The sequence below is a fragment of the Sphingomonas bisphenolicum genome, from assembly GCF_024349785.1.
GTDB lineage: Bacteria > Pseudomonadota > Alphaproteobacteria > Sphingomonadales > Sphingomonadaceae > Sphingobium > Sphingobium bisphenolicum.
Window position 1 is genome coordinate 713,924 of the sequence record NZ_AP018817.1, and the last position, 16,029, is coordinate 729,952.

The 16,029-nt window shown below is 65.1% G+C and carries 22 protein-coding genes; 9 read left to right on the forward strand and 13 right to left on the reverse strand.

Annotated elements, in window-relative coordinates:
- Positions 1-35: 35 nt before the first annotated feature.
- The 7 genes from SBA_RS03395 to SBA_RS03425 all read right to left on the reverse strand — a co-directional run bounded on the left by SBA_RS03395 (position 36) and on the right by SBA_RS03425 (position 5,758).
- Positions 36-827 carry an IclR family transcriptional regulator gene (locus SBA_RS03395; RefSeq protein WP_261935901.1) on the reverse strand — a complete coding sequence of 264 codons (792 nt, stop codon included), beginning with the start codon at positions 825-827 and terminating at the stop codon, positions 36-38.
- A gap of 146 nt (positions 828-973) precedes the next feature.
- Positions 974-1,489, reverse strand: a complete 516-nt coding sequence (gene pal / locus SBA_RS03400; protein WP_261935902.1) for a peptidoglycan-associated lipoprotein Pal — start codon at positions 1,487-1,489, stop codon at positions 974-976.
- 190 nt (positions 1,490-1,679) lie between these two features.
- Positions 1,680-3,014 carry a Tol-Pal system beta propeller repeat protein TolB gene (gene tolB, locus SBA_RS03405; RefSeq protein WP_224546512.1) on the reverse strand — a complete coding sequence of 445 codons (1,335 nt, stop codon included), beginning with the start codon at positions 3,012-3,014 and terminating at the stop codon, positions 1,680-1,682.
- Entirely contained in the window at positions 3,011-4,069 is a 1,059-nt protein-coding gene (locus SBA_RS03410; protein ID WP_261935903.1) for a cell envelope biogenesis protein TolA, read from the reverse strand. Before SBA_RS03410 ends, tolB begins: the two co-directional genes overlap by 4 nt.
- Positions 4,070-4,087: 18 nt before the next feature.
- On the reverse strand, positions 4,088-4,552 hold the full coding sequence (locus SBA_RS03415) for an ExbD/TolR family protein (RefSeq protein WP_261935904.1): 465 nt from the start codon (positions 4,550-4,552) through the stop codon (positions 4,088-4,090).
- A 34-nt stretch (positions 4,553-4,586) separates the two neighbouring features.
- Positions 4,587-5,291 (reverse strand): protein TolQ, encoded by a 705-nt coding sequence (gene tolQ / locus SBA_RS03420; RefSeq protein WP_224546509.1) that lies wholly within the window; start codon positions 5,289-5,291, stop codon positions 4,587-4,589.
- Positions 5,288-5,758 (reverse strand): YbgC/FadM family acyl-CoA thioesterase, encoded by a 471-nt coding sequence (locus tag SBA_RS03425; RefSeq protein ID WP_315975793.1) that lies wholly within the window; start codon positions 5,756-5,758, stop codon positions 5,288-5,290. The genes tolQ and SBA_RS03425 overlap by 4 nt, the downstream gene beginning before the upstream one ends.
- 179 nt (positions 5,759-5,937) lie before the next feature.
- On the opposite strand from SBA_RS03425, the gene SBA_RS03430 reads away from it, so the two are divergent.
- Positions 5,938-6,816, forward strand: a complete 879-nt coding sequence (locus SBA_RS03430; RefSeq protein ID WP_261935905.1) for a 3-hydroxybutyryl-CoA dehydrogenase — start codon at positions 5,938-5,940, stop codon at positions 6,814-6,816.
- 22 nt (positions 6,817-6,838) lie between these two features.
- On the opposite strand, the gene pspF is transcribed toward SBA_RS03430, so the two are convergent.
- Positions 6,839-7,861 carry a phage shock protein operon transcriptional activator gene (gene pspF, locus SBA_RS03435; protein ID WP_261935906.1) on the reverse strand — a complete coding sequence of 341 codons (1,023 nt, stop codon included), beginning with the start codon at positions 7,859-7,861 and terminating at the stop codon, positions 6,839-6,841.
- Positions 7,862-8,044: 183 nt separating this feature from the next.
- On the opposite strand from pspF, the gene SBA_RS03440 reads away from it, so the two are divergent.
- The 8 genes from SBA_RS03440 (at position 8,045) to SBA_RS03475 (ending at position 10,854) form a co-directional block, all read left to right on the forward strand.
- On the forward strand, positions 8,045-8,218 hold the full coding sequence (locus SBA_RS03440) for a hypothetical protein (RefSeq protein ID WP_224546506.1): 174 nt from the start codon (positions 8,045-8,047) through the stop codon (positions 8,216-8,218).
- A gap of 85 nt (positions 8,219-8,303) precedes the next feature.
- Positions 8,304-8,984, forward strand: coding sequence for a phage shock protein PspA (pspA, locus tag SBA_RS03445; protein ID WP_261935907.1), 681 nt, complete (start codon positions 8,304-8,306; stop codon positions 8,982-8,984).
- A gap of 4 nt (positions 8,985-8,988) precedes the next feature.
- Positions 8,989-9,255: an envelope stress response membrane protein PspB gene (gene pspB / locus SBA_RS03450; RefSeq protein WP_261935908.1), complete on the forward strand. Its 267-nt coding sequence runs from the start codon at positions 8,989-8,991 to the stop codon at positions 9,253-9,255.
- Position 9,256: 1 nt separating this feature from the next.
- Positions 9,257-9,637, forward strand: coding sequence for an envelope stress response membrane protein PspC (pspC, locus tag SBA_RS03455; protein ID WP_224546502.1), 381 nt, complete (start codon positions 9,257-9,259; stop codon positions 9,635-9,637).
- A 37-nt stretch (positions 9,638-9,674) separates the two neighbouring features.
- A complete protein-coding gene (locus tag SBA_RS03460; RefSeq protein WP_224546501.1) occupies positions 9,675-9,965 on the forward strand; it encodes a hypothetical protein in 291 nt (96 codons plus the stop codon).
- Positions 9,966-9,992: 27 nt separating this feature from the next.
- Positions 9,993-10,304, forward strand: a complete 312-nt coding sequence (locus SBA_RS03465) for a hypothetical protein (protein ID WP_224546499.1) — start codon at positions 9,993-9,995, stop codon at positions 10,302-10,304.
- Positions 10,305-10,333: 29 nt separating this feature from the next.
- The gene (locus SBA_RS03470) at positions 10,334-10,591 is read left to right on the forward strand and encodes a hypothetical protein (protein ID WP_224546497.1); all 258 of its coding nucleotides are present in this window, start codon (positions 10,334-10,336) and stop codon (positions 10,589-10,591) included.
- Between the two features lie 29 nt (positions 10,592-10,620).
- Positions 10,621-10,854 (forward strand): hypothetical protein, encoded by a 234-nt coding sequence (locus tag SBA_RS03475; RefSeq protein WP_224546495.1) that lies wholly within the window; start codon positions 10,621-10,623, stop codon positions 10,852-10,854.
- Between the two features lie 126 nt (positions 10,855-10,980).
- Here the strand turns inward: SBA_RS03475 and pheT are convergent, their stop codons facing one another.
- The 5 genes from pheT to rpmI all read right to left on the reverse strand — a co-directional run bounded on the left by pheT (position 10,981) and on the right by rpmI (position 15,933).
- The gene (pheT, locus tag SBA_RS03480) at positions 10,981-13,398 is read right to left on the reverse strand and encodes a phenylalanine--tRNA ligase subunit beta (protein WP_261935909.1); all 2,418 of its coding nucleotides are present in this window, start codon (positions 13,396-13,398) and stop codon (positions 10,981-10,983) included.
- Positions 13,395-14,489: a phenylalanine--tRNA ligase subunit alpha gene (pheS, locus tag SBA_RS03485; protein ID WP_261935910.1), complete on the reverse strand. Its 1,095-nt coding sequence runs from the start codon at positions 14,487-14,489 to the stop codon at positions 13,395-13,397. Before pheS ends, pheT begins: the two co-directional genes overlap by 4 nt.
- Before the next feature lie 86 nt (positions 14,490-14,575).
- Entirely contained in the window at positions 14,576-15,196 is a 621-nt protein-coding gene (locus SBA_RS03490; protein WP_224546489.1) for a LysE family translocator, read from the reverse strand.
- Between the two features lie 157 nt (positions 15,197-15,353).
- Positions 15,354-15,716 (reverse strand): 50S ribosomal protein L20, encoded by a 363-nt coding sequence (gene rplT, locus SBA_RS03495; RefSeq protein WP_224546488.1) that lies wholly within the window; start codon positions 15,714-15,716, stop codon positions 15,354-15,356.
- 13 nt (positions 15,717-15,729) lie between these two features.
- Positions 15,730-15,933 carry a 50S ribosomal protein L35 gene (gene rpmI, locus SBA_RS03500; protein WP_007711873.1) on the reverse strand — a complete coding sequence of 68 codons (204 nt, stop codon included), beginning with the start codon at positions 15,931-15,933 and terminating at the stop codon, positions 15,730-15,732.
- Positions 15,934-16,029 lie beyond the last annotated feature (96 nt).

Below are 16,029 nucleotides of genomic sequence, written 5' to 3' on the forward strand. Positions count from 1 at the left end.
GCCCTTATTGTGTCCAGCGATCGGGCGCGCCAATCCTATCGGCGCGGTCCGCTATAACCCACTGCGGCGCCGATCTGCTCGGCCGACCGCATCACCTCCTCGGCCAGCCCCGGCCGCAGGGCGTCGGTCAGATAATGGGCGGCGCTGGCGATCGAGATGGCGATGCAGATCTGCCCCCTGGCGTCACGGATCGGCACCGCGATCGACCGCACGCCATCGCCCAGTTCGCTGTCATGCAACACTTCGCCGCGCGCCTTGTGCGCGCGCATCTCGGCGACATAGGCCTGGATCTGCGCCGGCGTCGCCTTGCCGTCCCTGGCCTCGACATAGAGGCGCTCCCATGTCTCTTCCGTCTCGTCCAGCAACAGCGCCTTGCCGAGGCCCGTCTCCGCGATCGGGCGGCGATCGCCCGGCGCGGTGGCGACGCGCAGCCGCTGGGTGCCGGTCACCCGGTCCAGATGGCGCGACCAGTCGCCCTCGCGCTTGCCGACGAAGACGCAAAATCCGGTGCGTTCGGACAGGAGTTCCATGAAGGGGCGGGCAAGGCGGACATAATCGATCTGCTCGGTCGCCAGCACGCCCAGTTGCAGCAGCTTGGGACCGAGCGCGAACCCGTCGCGCGTCACCGCGAGATAATTGCGCGATTTGAGCGCCTGCACCAGCCGATGCGCGGTGGTCTTGCTCATGCCCAGCTTGCGGGCCAGGTCGGCGGCGCGGATCGGACCGTCGATCACCTCGTCCATGATGTCGAGCGCGCGCATCAACGTCTGCGTGCCCTTCACTGCTTCCTGCTTCTCGTCGCCGTCCTGCATGATGCCTTCGTCCACTTACCGTCCCACATAATGGGCGCGTTCCATATAGCGGAAGCATATCGGCCAAATTGGGCAGTTTGTCAGCCGCTTTGTGGTCGCCATGCAAAAGCCCGCCGGTCATCTCCACCGGCGGGCTTTTCAGCCATGCGAAGGCCAGCGGATCAATATTGGATGGTGACGGTCACCGCGCGGCGATTCTGCGCCCAGCTTGCTTCGTCCGAGCCCAGCGCTGCCGGCCGTTCCTTGCCATAGCTGACGGTGGTGATGCGGCCGGGCGCGATGCCCAGCGAGGCGAGATAGTTTTTGGCCGCATTGGCGCGGCGTTCGCCCAGCGCGATATTATAGTCGCGGGTGCCGCGTTCGTCGGCATGACCCTCGATCGTCACGCGCACCGACGGATTCTGCTGCAACCATGCGGCCTGGCTCTGCAACGTCGCCTGGTCCTCGGCATCGACATCATATTGGTCGAGGCCGAAGAAGATGCGGTCCGACGATACCGACGCGACGAAATCCTCCTGGCTGCCCTTGACCGGGCCGCCGGAACCGACCGGCCCGCTAGGGGCGGTCGTGCCACCGGTGCCGCCAGGGGCAGGGGGCAGTTCGGCCGGCGGCTTTTTCGAACAGGCGGCCAGCGCGATGATGGCGGTCGCCATCAACAGAGTCCGGGACAGTTTCATGGGGGTCTCCTTCGATATTCTCTATGCCGCCCGCTGGTGGTCCGATTCTGACATTTGCAGACCCATCCCAACCGTCAGGGGATGCAAATGTCAAAATCAATCCGTTAAGACAGTCATCAGGGTCCGTGATGTTCGTTACGCTGTCAAGACGACTAGGTTCCCCAATGGGCAAAGGCGCCTGAACGCAAGATTACGGCAGCAACGGCCCCCAGGCCGGGTCGGACCCGCTCAGCGGTGTCGGAATCCGCCGTTCGTTCACCCCGGTCAGGTCGACCTGCCACACCTGGCTGCTGCCCTGCTTGCCCGGCGTCGTGCGGAAGAATTGCAGCACGCGGCCATTGGGCGACCAGGTTGGCTGCTCGTCCTGCCAGCCATTGGTCAGGATACGCTCATTGTCGCCGCTAGGCGTCATCACCGCGACCTTGAAATCGCCCGACAGCTTGGTGAAGGCGATGAGGTCGCCGCGCGGCGACCATTCGGGGGTCGCATAGCGGCCGCCGCCATGGCTGATACGGCGCTGGTTGGACCCGTCGGCGTTCATCACATAGATTTGCTGGCCGCCCGACCGGTCGCTTTCGAACACGATCTGGCTGCCGTCGGGCGAATAGCTGCCGCCGACGTCGATGCCCGGCGACGTGGTCAGCCGCACCGGCGTCCCGCCATTGGCCGACACGCGATAAATATCGGTATTACCCGCCACCGCCATGGAAAAGAGGATGGAACGGCCGTCGGGCGACCAGCGCGGCGCGAAGGTCGCGTTACTGCTTTCGGTCACCAGCTTCTGCTGCCCCGCGCCTATGTCATAGATATAGAGGCGCACGCGGCTGCCCAGATAGCTGACATAGAGGATCGACTTATAATCGGGCGAGAAGCGCGGGGTCAGCGCCATCGACTGGCCGTTGGTGATGAAGCGGTGGTTCGCCCCGTCCGAATCCATGATGGCGAGGCGCTTGACGCGCGCACCCTTGGGACCGCTCTCGGCGATATAGGCGATGCGGCTGTCGAAGAAGGGGCTTTCGCCCGACAGGCGGGCATAGATGGCGTCGGCGCATTTATGCGCAGCCCGGCGCCAGTCGCGCGGCGCGACGACATAGCCCTGCCGCGTCAGTTCCTGCTTGAGCGCCACGTCATAGAGATAGCAGCCGACCGTAATGTCGGCCTCGCCCCCGGTGGTGCGCACGAACCCCTGCACCAGCGCCTGATAGGCGCCCCATTTGTCATAGACCGGGTTGGTGACTTCGGGGAAGGCGACCGCTGGCATCCCGCCAGGCCCCGACGGATCGAACAGGCCGGAGCCTTTGAGGTCGGACGCGATCACCTCGGCCACCTTGCGGCCCAGTTCGCTGGCGGTGCCGGCCGGCGTCGCCACATCCTGCTGCGCGGGCATGGCGGGGACGGCGACCTTGACGTTGCTGTCCACTTCGCCGGTCACATCGACCGACAATTGCGCCATGGCGGGCGCGGACAGGATGGCGGCAAGCGCGACGGTCGCCAGAGAGATGCGGCGAAGGAAGTTGGTCTTCATCGGTTCAGCCTCGCGTCAAAGCGGAGTGGCCGGAGCCATTTCCATTGGTCATAATATTCAGGCGGTAAATTCCGGAAGGGTGCGGCGAGTTTCACCGCCTGGATCGCGCGCTCCGCATGCAGCTTAGCCTGTGGCCGGTTGCTGGCGGTGACGCCGGTCTGGTCGATCACTTCGGGCGCGCCGATCAGCGCGCCGCTCTTGTCCAGCCGCACTTCCAGCAATGTCACGAGCTGATCCGCGTCCGCGCCCGAAGGCGGCCGCCAGTGCGGCTTCAACTGGCGGCGGATTTCGGCGTCCAGCGCGGCCTTCTGCTGCGGCCCCATGGCGGCGGCAGGCGGCGGCGCAGGGGTGCGCGGCGCGTCATCCTTGGTGTCGATCCCTTTCAGGAAATCCTTGCCCAGCAACGACCCCTTGGGCTTGTCGGCCTTGCCTGCGCCGGATGCCCGCGCAGCCGCATCGGCCTTGGCCTTGGCATCGCTCTTGGCTTTAGCGTCGCTTTTCGCCTTGGCGTCGGCCTTGGCTTTCGCATCCGCCTTGGCTTTGGCCTCACTCTTCGCCTTGGCGTCGCTCTTCGACGGCACCGCCGCGGCTTTTGGCTTTTCAGGCGCAGGCTTGGCCTTGGGCGCGGGTCTCTCCGGCGCTGTCTTGGGCTTGGGCGCCGCCTTAGCCACATCCTTCTTCGGCGGCACTGGCTTGGGCTTGGCCGGGGCCTCCTTCACGACCGGCTTTGGCGGCGTCGGCTTGGGAACCGGCTTCGGCTCTGCCTTGGGCGGCGGCGGCGCGGGCGTCGGCTCCGGTGCGGGTTCAGGGTCCGGCGCGGGCTTGGCGTCTTCCGTCGGGCCTTCTTCCGGCGCGACGCTGGGCGGCGGCGGCTGGGTCGAAATCTGGGGCGCGGTCGATTGCAGCGCGACTTCGTCCACCAGGCTTACGTCCATCGGCGGCGACTTCAGCTTCAACGGATTGGGGGTAGCCAGGAATCCGGCCGACAGCAATCCGAACAGCAGGACATGTCCCGCCGTCGCGACGCCAAGGCCGATCTTTTCCGCGCGCTCCATATGGCTGACCTATGGTCCCTATTCTGAACCGTCGCTGGCCGACCCGGTATCCGATCCGGTGCTGACCAGCGAAACCTTGTTCAGGCCCGCGCGATTAAGCTCGCCCATCACCCGCATCACCCGGCCATAGTCGAGCGCGGTGTCGGCGCGCAGAAAGATTTGCGGCGGCTCAGGCTGGCCCGCATGGGCGGCGGCGATTTCCGCCAGCCGGTTAGGCAGGTCGGCATCGCTGATCTGCGCCTCGTCGATGAACAGCCCGCCGTCGCGGTCGATGGACAGGATGGTCGGCTTGGCGTCCGCGTCCAGTCCCTTGGCGCGGGTTTCGGGCAGGTTCACCGGCACCCCGGTCACCAGCAGCGGCGCGGTCACCATGAAGATGATGAGCAGCACCAGCATGACGTCGACCAGCGGCGTCACATTGATGTCGGCCATCGGCGCGCGCCCGCGCCCGCGACGGGCGGAAGGAGGACCGGACATCGCCATCAGCGCGCATCCTTCTTTGCAGCGATGCCCAAGATCATCGCTGCGACTCCAACTCACGGCTCAGCGTGGAATAGAAGCTGTCGGCAAAGCGGGTCAGGCCCGCTTCCAGCCGGTTGATGCCATGGCTGAACCGGTTGTAGGCGATCAGCGCCGGGATCGCCGCGAACAGGCCGATGGCGGTGGCGAACAGCGCCTCGGCGATGCCCGGCGCGACGACCGCGAGCGAGCTGTTCTGCTCTGCCGCGATCGAGGTGAAGGCGCGCATGATGCCCCATACCGTGCCGAACAGGCCGATGAAAGGCGCAGCCGACGCGACCGTCGCCAATATGTTGAGTCGGTCGGACAGGCGATCGACCTCGGACGCGATGACGCTCGACATCGACGTCCCCAGCCGGTCGCGCGTGCCGTCGCGGTCGATCACCTTCTGTGCGGTCGATCGCCGCCATTCGGTGACGCCGGCCGCCATGACCTTGGCCGCGGGGAATTCCGCCTTGCCGCGGGCCTCATAGAAGCGGTCGATATCCTCCGCCTTCCAGAAATCGGCCTCGAACTTGCGGCTTTCCTTGCTCGCCTTGCGCAGGCTGACGCTGAAGCTGATGATGATCGCCCAGGTCCAGATGCTGGCCAGCAGCAAGCCCAGCATCACGCCCTTCACGACGATGTCGGCCTGGAGGAACAGGGCGAGCGGGGATATGGTCGCGGCGTCGGTCATGGCACCGGCAGGCAGGTTGAGGGTCATGGGTGAATGTCTTCCCCTTGGCAAAGGCGGGTGAAAATTTCGGTCCAGGCTTTGGGTTGGCGCTGCGGCCGGCCCTGGGGCGTCAGCCATGCGACGGTGATGGCGGCGTCCGTCAACTCTTCTTGACCCCGCATGACTCTCTGATGAATGGCGCAGCTCGCCGCGCGCACATCGGTGACGCGGCTCGCCACCATCAGGTCGTCGTCCAGCCGCGCCGGGCGGCGATAGCGAATGGCAAGGTCGGTGACGGCATAGACGCCCGCACCGTCTTCATGGTTGGCGCGCTGGTCGATGCCGGCGATACGCAGCATGTCGGACCGGGCGCGCTCCATATAGCGCAGATAATTGGCGTGATAGACCAGCCCCGACAGGTCGGTATCCTCGAAATAGACGCGCAGCGGGAAATGATGCACGGCGGCAAGGAAGCGTCCGGTCGCCGGCGCGGGCATCAGGTCTGAAACGGACATCGCGCGCTTTTAACCATGGCGCAGCGCCCACGCAAAGCCGGAAATGGCGGATGAACCCGCAATCCGTCCGCCAGTCGCGCACGATCCATCGCCTGCCCGATTGCATAGCTGTCCGATACTGGTCGTCGGCCCCGCGCCCCGCTAAGGGAGAAACGACGATTCATGAGGGAGAGCAAGGCATGACGGATATTCGCACGGTAGGCGTGATCGGCGCGGGACAGATGGGGGCGGGGATCGCCCAGGTCGCAGCGCAGGCTGGCTATGCCGTCATTCTGTCGGATATCGACCTGCCCCGCGCGGAAAAAGGGTTGGCGGGCATCGCCAAGCTGCTGGCCAAGGCGGTGGAGAAGGAAAAGATCACGCAGGCCGACGCCGACGCCGCGCTCGCCCGGATCACGCCGGTGGGCGACATCGCCCCGCTGGCCGACGCCCAACTGGTGATCGAGGCAGCGACCGAGCGCGAGGAAGTGAAGCGTGCCATCTTCGCCAATGTCGGCAAGATATTGGCGGCCGACGCAATCCTCGCGACCAACACATCCTCGATTCCCATCACCCGTCTGGCGCAGGCCGCGCCAGACGCGGGGCGTTTCGTGGGCGTCCATTTCTTCAATCCCGTGCCGGTGATGGTGTTGGTGGAGGTCATTCGCGGCCTCGCCACCACCCCCGAAACCGTCGCTGCGGTGGAAGGCTTTGCCGCGAAGATCGGCAAGACTACGGTTCACGCCTTCGACGCGCCCGGCTTCGTGGTGAACCGCATCCTGCTGCCGATGCTGAACGAGGCGGTGTTCGTGCTGGGCGAGGGCGTGGGCAGCGTCACCGATATCGACCAGGGCTGCAAGCTCGGCCTCAATCATCCGATGGGGCCGCTGACCTTGCTGGACTTCGTCGGCCTGGATACCGCGCTGGAAATCCTCAACGTCTTCCTCAGCACCACCGGCGATCCCAAATATCGCCCCGCGCCGTTGCTGGTCAAATATGTCGAAGCGGGCTGGTATGGCCGCAAGACCGGCAAGGGCTTTTACGATTATAGCGGCGCGGAGCCGGTGCCGACGCGCTGATTGCCCATCGAGCGCGGGCTGTTCAGCCCGCGCTCAACCCATGTTTCTTCATGCAGTGGCGCAACTGGTCGTAGGTCAGGCCCAGCCCCTTGGCGGTCGCGCGCTGGTTGTACCGAAATCGCTCCAGCGCGGCGCGGATGATCGCCGCCTCGTGCCCGTCCACGGCGGCGCGCAGGTCGCTAATCTCTTCATAGGTCATGGTGGGTGCTGACGGTGCGGCAGGGGCGTCACACGGTGCCGCCTCGGCCCGTTTCATCATTGACTTGGGCTTCCACGGCGAGGCGAAGGGGTCGAAGGTGATCTGGCTGATCGGCCGCCCCGGCTCGTTCCAGCGATAGACCGCGCGTTCGACCACATTGCGCAGCTCGCGCACATTGCCCGGCCAGCCATAGCCTTCCAGCTCCGCTGCGCAGGCCGCCGTGAAGCCGGGCCATTGCGGCCAGTCGCGCTCGGCCGCCATGCGCCGCCCGAAATGATCGGCCAGCACGGTGATATCGCCCTCGCGCGCGCGCAAAGGGGGCAGGGTGATGACCTCGAAGCTCAACCGGTCGAGCAGGTCGGGACGAAAGCGCCCGGCATCGGCGGCGGCAGGCAGATCCTCATTGGTCGCCGCTACGATCCGTACGTCCACCCGCTGCGGCCGCGACGCGCCGATCCGCGTCACCTCGCCATATTCCACGACGCGCAGCAGCCGCTCCTGCGCCGCCATCGACAGCGTGCCCAGTTCGTCCAGGAACAGGGTGCCGCCATCGGCCTCCTCGAACCGGCCGGGCCGCGCCTTGGTCGCGCCGGTGAACGCGCCCTGTTCATGGCCGAACAGTTCCGTCTCGATCAGCGTTTCGGGCAGCGCGGCGCAGTTCATCGTGATCAGCGGCTCGCCCCAGCGCGGCGACAGATGGTGCAGCCGCTCGGCGATCAGCTCCTTGCCGGTGCCGCGTTCGCCGATCACCAGCACCGGCCGGTTGAGTTCGGCCGCGCGCCCCGCCTGCTCGACCGCGTCGAGAAAGGCGAAGCTCTGGCCGACAAATTGCGTATTTTTCTCCATGCGCCAAATTATGGTGAAATTTCCCACTCCTTGGCAAGTGGCATATTGGCCCGGCGGCCCGCAACGGCTCAAAAAGCCCAGAAAATCGGCCATTTTTCGAAACTGGCACGGCCTCTGCAAAGCTCAGGGCAATCCGCAAATAATCGCGGAACCTATGAAGGCCAAGTTTCAGGGAGTATGACGATGACCAACCAGACCAACAGCGTTCGCGAAATCAGCCAGCTGATGTCGGCCGCCATCGCCGCCCTGCTGTTCGGATCGACCATGATCCTTTCGGCGGTCGGTCCGGCCCGCGCCAGCGAAGCCCCGATCCTTGCGACGCACGATACCCCCGCGGCCTTGCGCTACCTCGCATAAGGCGCAAGCCCTGGCCGGGGCGGGAGTGCCCCCTCTCGCCCGCCCCGGCCCCCAACAAGACGATAAGACCAGGAGTGACGTTCAAATGGGTATTTTCTCCCGCACCCGCGACATCATCGCCGCCAATGTGACCGACCTGCTCGACAAGGCCGAAGATCCCGCGAAGATGATCCGCATGATCATCCTCGAAATGGAGGAAACGCTGGTCGAGGTCCGCGCGTCGGCTGCTCGCACCATCGCCGACCAGAAGGAAATGCGCCGCCACATCGCCAAGCTGACCGCCTTGCAGGATAGCTGGACCGAAAAGGCGCAGCTTGCCTTGTCGAAGGACCGCGAGGATCTGGCCAAGGCCGCGCTGGTCGAGCGCCAGAAGGCGACCGACATGGCCGATCATCTCGCCCACGAGATCGAGACGCTGGACGACGCGCTCAAGGCGTCGGAAGAGGATATCGCCAAGCTGCAGGGCAAGCTGCGCGAAGCCCGCGCCCGCCAGAACAGCCTGGTCACCCGGATGCAGAGCGCGGAAAACCGCCTGCGCGTCCGCGAAGCCTATGCCGGCGAGAAGGTCAACGACGCCTTCGCCCGCTTCGACATGCTCGAACGCCGCGTGGACATGGCCGAAGGCCGCGCCGACGCCGCCACGCTGGGCGGCGTCCCCAAGACGCTGGAGGAGGAGATTGCGGAACTGAAGTCGGCCGACAAGGTCGATGCCGATCTCGCCGCGCTCAAGGCGTCCATGAACGCCGACAAGACCGGGGGAGCCTGATCCGATGGAAGACGTGTTCCTGCCGATCATGGTCTGCGGCATGCTGTTCATCGGCATGCCCTGGCTGATCTTCCACTATGTCACCAAGTGGAAGCAGGCGCCCAAGATCACCGACGAGGACGAGAAGCTGCTGGACGACCTCCACCTTCTCGCCCGCCGGCTCGAAGAACGGCTCCAGACGGTCGAACGGATCGTCGCCGCCGACAACCCCGATTTCCGCCCCTCTCGCCCGTCGGCCGACGACGGCTATGAACTCGACCGGAGGAACTGACATGACCGCCCGCCGCACGAAATTCTACCTCGACAAGAAGAATGGCAAATGGATGGGCGTGTGCTCCGGCATCGCCGACTATAGCGGAATCGACGTGACCTGGGTCCGGGTCGGCGCGGTGCTCGTCACCCTGATGGGCGCCTTTCCCTGGACCCTCATCGCCTATGTCGCCGTCGCCTACTTTGCCGAAAACAAGCCGCTGGGCCTCTATGCCGATCGCGACGACGAGAAATTCTGGCAGGGCGTGCGCACCAACCCGACCCGTTCGACCCGCGACGTCCGCTCCAAGTTCCGCGACATCGATCGCCGCCTGGCCGACATCGAAATCCACTATACCAGCCGCAACACCCGCCTCGCCGACGAAATCGACAGCCTGCGCTGAGGCGCATGGCAGAGGGGATTAGAGGGAGCCAAGGATCATGAGCTTCGCAGGACCAAGCTTCATCGTCGCCATCGTCGCCCTGTCCATGGGCGCCTGGGTCATCACCACCTGGATGCGGGCGCGCTACGGCTATCCGCTGACCGACGACAACGGAAATACCGTTCATCGAAGCGATCCCGACGCCGGTCGAAAAATCGACCTTCTTTCCAACGAAAACGAAAAGCTGGTGGGCCGCATCAGCCGCCTCGAAGACCGCATCGCCGTGCTGGAGAGGATCGCCACCGATCCCGCCGCCCGCACCGCGCGCGAAATCGACGCGCTGCGCTGATACCGGCCGACCAAGGGGAGTATCATCATGTTTCCATTCGAAGCCTTCGCCCCGGTGGCCGTTATCGTCGGATCGCTGGCGGTCGGCGGCTGGGTGTTCACCACCTGGTTGCGCATCCGCCACGGCTATCCGCTGGAAAATAGCTGGGGCAAGGCCGTCTATCCGCAGAAGAACGAGGAAATGGTCGAGCGCATCAAGCTGCTGAGCCAGGAAAACGCCCAGCTGCGCGCCGAGATCGGGTCGATGAAGGATCGGCTCGCCGTGGTCGAACGCATCGTCACCGACGAAAGTCACCAGCTGACCCGTGAGATCGAACAGCTGCGCGGCCCGGCCAACTGAGCGCACGATATAATCAAGGGACAAAACAGATGATCGACAATCCTTTTTCCATGGTCGTCCTTATCGTGGCGATCATCGCAATCTCGCGGGTTTTGCAGGCCAAATATGGCGTCGTTCGCCGGCACAAGGGCGAAGAGTTCATCCAGCGCGGTCCCGATCCGGATACGGAAAGGCTGCGCGCGGAAATGAAGGCGCTCAAGGATCGCGTCGCCGTTCTGGAACGGCTGGCGACGGACGGCTCCACCGCGCTGGAGCGGGAATTCGAAAAGCTCCGGGATCGCGACTGAGCGCGGTCTGACCGGACAGGGAGGCTTATATGCAAGACCCCTATCTCTATATCACCCTGGCGGCGGCTGGCCTGATCGGTCTCGCCATCATCGCGGCGGCGGCCTTGCGCGGCTGGAGCGGCTGGCTGGAGCTGAAGCGCGCCGAACTGGGCCGCCGCTTCGAAGAGGCTGCACCGCCGAGCGCTTCCGCCCGGATCGAGGTCGCCGACCTCAAGGAACGCATCCGCAAGCTGGAAGCGATCGCCGCGGGCGTGGATCTGTAGGGCGGTTGAGAGGGTAATTACCCTCTCAACCGTTCGGGCTGCGCCTGTCGAAGCCCTGTTCCTGTCAATGCAAAAGGGCGCGGTGATCGTTCACCGCGCCCCTTTTCATGACTTCGAAGAGAGTGTTCAGCCGCGCAGGCTTCCGCCCAGCTTCTGTGCGGCCTTGACCACTGCGGCGCTGATCGCCTCCAGCTCTTCCTGGGAAAAGCTCTTCTCGCCCGGCTGCAACGTCACTTCTATGGCCAGCGACTTGAAGCCATCCTCCACCCCCGGCCCGACGAAGACGTCGAACAGACGCACATCGACGATGCTCTTCTTGTCCGCACCCTTGACCCCCCGCACCAGCGCATCGGCCTCGACCATGTCCGGTACGAGGAAGGCGAAGTCGCGCTTCACGGCCTGCAATGCGGGGGGCGCATAAGGCGCGCGCATGAAGCCGCTCTTGCGCTTGCCCGGAATCGCATCGAGGAAGATTTCGCCGGCGACCACGGTGCCGGTCAGGCCGAACTGCTTGGCCAGCGACGGGTGCAGCACACCATATTCGGCCAGCACCGCCTTCGGCCCCAGCCGCAGCGTGCCAGACTGGCCGGGATGATAGGCGGCCGAAGCCTCCCCGAAATTCTGGAGATTGCCGACCGGCGCGCCGGCGGCGGCCAGCAACGCAATCACTTCCGCCTTGGCGTCGAACGCGTCGAAGCCCTGCGCCTTGCCGCTCTGCCAGCCCCGCGCCAGCTTCTCGCCCGCCAGCACGAATCCGACGGTCGCCCGCTCGCCTTGCTTGAAATAGCGGCGGCCCAGTTCGAACAGGCGAACGGAGGTCGCGCTGCGATCGACATTGCGCTTCGTCGCCGACAGCAGGCCGGGCAGCAGCGATGGCCGCATGACCTTCAGCTCTTCGGAGATCGGGTTCGCCAGCGTCCAGTCGCCCCCGCCCACGGCGGTGGCTTCCTTCTGCGAAATGAAGGACCAGTTGATCGCCTCGGCCAGCCCGCGCGCGGCGGCAGTGCGGCGCACCCGGCGCTCGACCATCTGCTCGGGCGTGGCGGTCGGGCGAGCGACGCCCGGCACGCGCGGCAGCGGGGTGGAGGGCACATGGTCGAGACCGACGATGCGCACCACTTCCTCCACGATATCGGGCCAGCCATCGACGTCGCGGCGCCAGGTCGGGACCATGATCGTCCAGCGACCCGGCACCGTCACCGGCATCCCATCTTCATATTCGACGCGGCTCGCTTCGCCGCTGACGCCGAAGCCCAGGCTTTCAAGGATATGCTTCTGTTCATCGGCGGGCACCTGCACGCCGGCCAGGGCCAGGCACTGGTCGGGCGCATAGGCCACGGTCCGCGGCGTCGCGGGCGGGGTGCCGGCGCGGGTCGCCTCGCTGGGCGTGCCGCCGCACAGGCTGACGACCAGGCTGGTCGCGATCGACAGGCCGTCGTCCAGGAACGCCGGGTCGACCCCCCGTTCGAAGCGGCCGCGCGCGTCGGAGGTCAGGGTCAGCTTCTGCCCCGTCACCGCGATCCGCTCCGGCGTGAAATAGGCGCATTCGATCAGCACGTCGGTCGTGGCGCTCGTCGCACCCGAATGTTCGCCGCCCATGATCCCGCCGATATCATGCACGGCTTGCATGTCGGCGATGACGGTCATCGTCTCGTCGACGGCGTAGCTCTTGCCGTTCAGCGCCAGCACTTCCTCGCCGGCCTTGCCCTTGCGCGCCACAAGGCCGCCTTTGAGCGTCGCCATGTCATAGACATGCAGCGGCCGGCCGAGATCAAACATGATGTAATTGGTGATGTCGACCAGCGCGCTGATGGGCTTCTGGCCGATGGCCTTGAGCCGCTTGCTCATCCATTCGGGCGAAGCGCCATTGGTGACGCCGCGCACGGTGCGCGCGAAGAAGGCCGGGCAGCCGTCCACATCGTCCGTACGCACATCCGGTCCCGGGCCCACGCCTTCGATCTCCGGCACGATGATGGCATTGAGCGTGCCGAGGCCCGCCGCCGCCAGATCGCGGGCGATGCCGCGCACGCCCATGCAATCCTGCCGGTTGGGCGTGATGCTGACGTCGATCACCGGATCGTTCAGCCCCGCCCAGTCGGCATAGACCTGCCCGACCGGCGCCGCTGCATCCAGTTCGATGATGCCGTCATGATCGTCGCCCAGCTCCAGCTCGCGCGTGGAACACATCATGCCGTTGGATTCGACGCCGCGGATCGCGGTCTTCTTGAGCACCATGCCGTTGACCGGCACCACCGCGCCCTCGACCCCGAACACGCCGATCAGGCCAGCGCGCGCATTGGGCGCGCCGCACACGACCTGCAGCGGCGATCCGTCGCCATGATCGACGCTCAGCACCTGCAATTTGTCGGCCTGCGGATGGCGCTCCGCCGTCAGCACCCTGGCGATCTTGAACCCGCCGAGCTTTTCGGCCGGATTCTCGACGCCCTCGACCTCCAGCCCGATGGCGTTCAGCGTCTTGAGGATCGTCGCCAGGTCGGCATCGGTGTTGAGATGCGTCTTGAGCCAGCTCAGGGTGAATTTCATGCGCCCACTCCTCCGCTCAGCGTGGGCACGTCGAGTGCCGAGAAGCCATAATGTTTCAGCCAGCGCAGATCGCCGTCGAAGAAGGCCCGCAAGTCGTTCATCCCATATTTGAGCATGGCGAGGCGATCGACCCCGGTGCCGAAGGCGAAGCCCTGCCATTCGTCCGGGTCCAGTCCGCACGCCTCGATCACGCGGCGGTTGACCATGCCGCTGCCCAGCACTTCCAGCCAGCCGCCGCCCGCCGCATCGCCATCGCCGCCGATGACGCGCTGGCCATTGGTCAGCGTATAGCCGACATCGACCTCGACCGACGGTTCGGTGAAGGGAAAATAGCTGGGACGCAGCCGCAGCACGATGTCCTCGCGCTCGAAGAACGCCTTGAGGAAGGTTTCCAGCGTCCATTTCAGGTGGCCGAGCGTAATGCCCTTGTCGATCACCAGACCTTCGATCTGGTGGAACATCGGCGTGTGCGTGGCGTCGCTGTCGCTGCGATAGACGCGGCCGGGCGCGATGATGCGGATCGGTGGCGGCGTGCCGTTCATCATCGTGCGGATCTGCACCGGCGAAGTATGGGTGCGCAGCAACATCTTCTTCGCGCCTTCCTCGTCCGGGAAGTAGAAAGTGTCGTGCATCGCGCGCGCCGGGTGCGTCTCGGGAATGTTGAGCGCGGTGAAATTATGCCAGTCGTCCTCGATCTCCGGCCCGGTGGCGACGGAAAAGCCCAGGTCCGCGAAGATTTCCGCGAGTTCGTCCATTACCTGAGACACGGCATGGACCGATCCCTGTGCGCCAAGATCGGCGGGCAGGGTCATATCTACCTTCTCCGACGCCAGCTTGGCATCGAGCGCGACCTGCTCCAGCGCCGCCTTCCTGTCGGCCAGCGCCACCGTCACGCTCTCGCGCAAATCCTGGATCGGCGGCCCTTTGTCCATCCGCTCTTCCGGCGACATCGGCCCCAGCGTCTTCAATAGCCCGGTCACGACCCCGCTCTTGCCCAGCGCGCCGACCCGCAGCGCCTCTAGCGCGTCGAGCGTGTCGGCCGCGACGATGTCGGCGATCAGGCCGGCTTTCAGATTGGCAATTTCAGTCATAAATCTTCCAGAGCCAGTGGTGGCGGATGCATGTCCGCGCCTTAGCGGGGCATGGCGATCAAGGAAAGGGGCGGGCCAGGAAAGGGTTAGGCCCTTGCCCCCAGCAACGCGCCGCCAAAACCGATGAACAACAGTCCGGTGCCACGGTTGAACAGTTTCTGCCGATTGGCGGGCTGCAACCAACGGGCCAGGCTGAGGCCGCCCAGCGCATAAACGGCATACCAGAAGCTTTCGATCACAACGAAACTGGCGATCAGGATTGCCAGTTGCAACCAGAAGGGCCGGTGCAGGTCGATGAACTGGGGGAAAAGCGCCGCTGCGAAGATGATCAGCTTGGGATTGGACAGTCCCGTCAGCATGCCCGTGCCATATAAGGCACGCAGCGACCGCGCCCGGGTCGCGCCCATCGCGCCAATATCGTCCACCGGCGCGCGCCACGCCTTGACCCCCAGCCACAGCAGATAGGCCACGCCCGCATAGCGCAATATGGCAAACAGCCCCGGCGACGCCTTGAGCAGCGCGCCAAGCCCCAGCGCCGAGGCCGTCAGGCACAGCAGCACCGCGCTCATCAGGCCCGCCATCGTCGCGGTCGCCTTGCGCGGGCCATGGGCAATGCTCTGCGTCATGACATGCAGCATGTTCGGTCCCGGCGTGGCCGAGATCAGGAAGACTGCCGTGACGTACAACCACCACAGATGCAGCGACATGGGATTAATCCCCTCAGATGTCCGGCCACCCCTCAATCCGTTCGGGCTGAGCCTGTCGAAGCCCCACCCTCGTACAAACGAACGGAGGCCGGAAAACAAAAAGGGCGCCGGAAGCATCTGCCCCGGCGCCCTTTTGACGATCTTGCGATCAGTCCGCTCAGGCTGCGGGCAGCGCAGCCTTCGCCTGGGCGATGATGGCGCTAAACGCCTCGCCTTCGTGCATCGCAATGTCGGCCAGGACCTTGCGGTCCAGTTCGACACCGGCCAGCTTCAGACCGTGCATGAACTGCGAATAGGTCAGGCCTTCGGCGCGGACACCCGCGTTGATGCGCTGGATCCACAGACCACGGAACGAACGCTTCTTAACCTTGCGGTCGCGATAGGCGTACTGGCCGGCCTTTTCGACGGCCTGGCGAGCGATACGGATCGTATTCTTGCGACGGCCATAATAGCCCTTCGCCTGATCCAAAATCCGCTTATGCTTCGCCTTGGTGGTTACACCACGTTTTACGCGTGCCATTGTCCTCTACTCCTTACTTCAGGCCGTAGGGTGCCCAGAGGCGGACGTGCGCCACGTCGGCATCGGACAGCACGGAAGTGCCACGGTTCTGGCGAATATATTTGGCGTTGTGGCTGATCAGGCGGTGACGCTTGCCAGCGACGCCGTGCTTGACCTTGCCGGTCGCGGTGAACTTGAAGCGCTTCTTCACACCGCTCTTGGTCTTCATCTTGGGCATTTTCGTCTCCTTGTCTGGCGCGACGATTACAGACAGCCCCGGCAGCCCTAGTTAGCCGGGCGGTCTCACTGAATATCGCGAACGGCGCGCATAGGC